Below are 3,038 nucleotides of genomic sequence, written 5' to 3' on the forward strand. Positions count from 1 at the left end.
GGTGGCACCCGGCCCGTCGTAGGGCAGGGGGTAGTGCGGGCCGGCGTTGGTGACCTTGTCCTCGCGGGCGAGGACCCGGCGGATGATGTCGACGACCTCGCGGGTGCGGGCCAGCGGCTTGGAGAACGGCTGGCCGTACCACCCCTCCACGACCTGCGGACCGCTCACGCCCATCCCCAGCACGACCCGGCCACCACTGAGGTGGTCCAGGGTCAGCGCGTGCATCGCGATCGACGTCGGGGCGCGACCGGACATCTGGACTATCGAGGTGCCGAGCCGCACGCGGGAGGACTCGCGACCCCACCACGCCAGGGTCGTGAACGCGTCCGAGCCCCAGGCCTCGGCGGTGAAGATCGCGTCGAAGCCGGCGTCCTCCGCCGCCGCGACGAGCTCCGCGGTGCCCGTCGGCGGCTGCGCGCCCCAGTAGCCCAGCTGTAGACCAAGTTTCATGGGGACACCCTCCCAGAACCCTTGCCGTGAAATCTAGAACGTGTTTCACTTTCGACCCATGAGCCGTACCTTGTCAGCGCCCGTGACGGTCGCGTTCGACTACACCAGATCCACCGGGCCCGTCCTCGGCCGCTTCCTGACGGGGCTGCGTGACGGCGTGCTCGTCGCAGGCCGTACGTCGGCGGGCGAGGTCGTCGTACCTCCGCTGGAGTACGACCCGGTGACGCACGCACAGACCACCGACTTCGTCGAGGTCTCCCCCGTCGGGACCGTCACCTCCTGGACCTGGGTGCCCGAGCCGGTGGCCGGACAGCCCTTCGACCGGCCCTTCGCCTTCGCGCTCGTGACGCTCGACGGCGCCACGCGCCCGCTCTTCCACGCGGTCGACGTGGCCTCGCCCGAGGAGATCAGCACCGGCATGCGGGTCCAGGTGCGCTGGGCCGACGAACGCGTCGGCCACATCAACGACATCGCCTGCTTCGAGCCGCTCGCGGACGAGGCATCGGCCCGCCCGGCCGGCGGTGGGCTGATGGAGGACCACCTCGTGACCGGCGTCGTCACGCCCGTGTCGCTCGACTACGTCTACGCCGCCTCGCCGGAGGAGTCGACGTTCTACCGCGGGCTCGACGAGGGCCGGATCCTCGGCCAGCGCTGCCCGACCTGCGAGAAGGTCTACGTGCCGCCGCGCAGCGCCTGCCCGACCGACGGCACCCCGACCGAGGGCGAGATCGAGCTCACCGGGGAGGGCACGATCACGACGTTCTGCATCGTCAACGTGCCGTTCCTCGGCCAGAAGATCACCCCGCCCTACGTCTCCGCCTACGTGCTGCTCGACGGCGCCGACATCGCCCTGCTCCACCTGATCCTCGGCGTCCCCGCCGACGAGGTCCGGATGGGCATGCGGGTCAAGGCGGTCTGGAAGCCCCGCGAGGAGTGGGCCTACTCCCTGGAGAACATCGACCACTTCGCGCCCACCGGCGACCCGGACGCGGACTACGACACCTACAAGAACCACCTCTAGCCACCCCACGACGTTCTTCGTTCCGCCGCTTCGCTCCCCCGCGAACAACGCCGCGGGGACCCCGCTTTTCAGAAAGGCATGTGCATGAGAGACGTTGCCGTCGTGGGCTTTGCCCAGCGACAGATGCCGGACTTCGACGGGTCACCGACCTGCGTGGAGATGCTGGTCCCGATCCTGGCCGAGGTCTACGAGCAGACCGGGTGGACCCGCCGCGACGTGGGGTTCTGGTGCTCGGGGTCCTCCGACTACCTCGCCGGTCGCTCGTTCTCCTTCGTCCAGGCGGTCGACGCGATCGGCGTGACCCCGCCGGTCAACGAGTCGCACGTCGAGATGGACCTGGCGTGGGCGATGTACGAGGCCTGGATCAAGATCCAGACCGGCGAGGTCGACACCGCGGTGGTCTACGCCTTCGGCAAGAGCTCCGCGGGTGTCCTGCGCCGCACGCTCGCCCTCCAGCTCGACCCCTACACGATGACCCCGCTGTGGCCCGACACCGTGTCTCTCGCCGGCCTCCAGGCCCGCGCCGGCATGGACGCCGGCCTCTGGGACGAGCGAGCGATGGCCGAGGTCGCGCAGCGCTCGCTCACCGACGCCGAGAAGAACGAGCACGCGATCCGCAAGGGAGGCTCCTCGGTCGAGGACCTCCTCGCCCGGCCGATGTACGCCGACCCGTTGCGCAAGCACGACTGCTCACCGGTCACCGACGGTGCGGCGGCCCTCGTGCTGGCCGCCGGCGACAAGGCCCGCGAGGTGCGGGACACGCCGGCCTGGATCAGCGGGCTGTCGCACTTCATCGACGCCTCGTCGATCTCCAACCGCGACCTGACCCGCTCCCCCAGCGCGGCCAACGCCGCGGCGGCCGTCGACCTCGACGGCGTCGAGCTGGCCGAGCTGCACGCGCCGTTCAGCCACCAGGAGCTGATCCTGCGCCGCGAGCTGGGCCTGGCCGACGACGTACGCATCAACCCGTCGGGCGGAGCGCTGACCAGCAATCCGATGTTCTCCGGCGGCGGGATCCGCATCGGCGAGGCCGCGCAGCGGATCTGGTCGGGCGAGGTCGCCAAGGGCGTCGCCCACGCGACCTCCGGCGCCGCCCTGCAGCAGAACCTGCTGTGTGTCCTCGAATCCAGCACCGGAAAGGGCGGAGCCTGATGGGCAAGCAGCCTGCAGCCGTCGTCGGCATCGGCCAGACCCACCACCGCGCCAAGCGCGACGACCTGTCGATGGCGGGTCTGTGCCGCGAGGCGATCGACCGCGCACTCCTCGACGCCAACATGACGCTCGACGACATCGACGCGATCGTGGTGGGCAAGGCGCCCGACCTCTTCGAGGGCGTGATGATGCCCGAGCTGTTCCTCGCCGAGTCGCTCGGCGCGGCCGGCAAGCCGCTGCTGCGGGTGCACACGGCCGGCTCGGTGGGCGGCTCGACCGCGATCGTCGCGGCCTCCCTCGTGCAGTCGGGCGTGCACAAGCGGGTGCTGACGGTGGCCTACGAGAAGCAGTCGGAGTCCAACGCCATGTGGGCGCTCTCGGTGCCGCTGCCGTTCAACATGCCGGTGCACGCCGG

The 3,038-nt window shown here is 70.5% G+C and carries 3 protein-coding genes and 1 pseudogene; 3 read left to right on the forward strand and 1 reads right to left on the reverse strand.

All coding sequences use genetic code 11. The annotated features are described in order from the left end of the window. The coding region (locus tag RMN98_RS15105) for an LLM class flavin-dependent oxidoreductase (protein ID WP_309649644.1) at nt 1–450 on the reverse strand (450 nt) is incomplete at its 3' end. 58 nt (nt 451–508) lie between these two features. Between RMN98_RS15105 and RMN98_RS15110 the strand changes: the two genes are divergently transcribed. From RMN98_RS15110 to RMN98_RS15120, 3 genes and pseudogenes are all read left to right on the forward strand, one after another. Next, complete coding sequence (locus RMN98_RS15110) at nt 509–1,471, forward strand: OB-fold domain-containing protein (RefSeq protein ID WP_309649645.1); 963 nt, start codon at nt 509–511, stop codon at nt 1,469–1,471. A gap of 84 nt (nt 1,472–1,555) precedes the next feature. Further along, nucleotides 1,556–2,623, forward strand: coding sequence for a thiolase domain-containing protein (locus RMN98_RS15115; protein WP_309649646.1), 1,068 nt, complete (start codon nt 1,556–1,558; stop codon nt 2,621–2,623). Next, a pseudogene (locus RMN98_RS15120) lies at nt 2,623–3,038 on the forward strand (thiolase domain-containing protein); the annotation flags it as partial. The gene RMN98_RS15115 and the pseudogene RMN98_RS15120, both read left to right, overlap by 1 nt.

Source organism: Nocardioides sp. (assembly GCF_031397825.1).
GTDB lineage: Bacteria > Actinomycetota > Actinomycetes > Propionibacteriales > Nocardioidaceae > Nocardioides.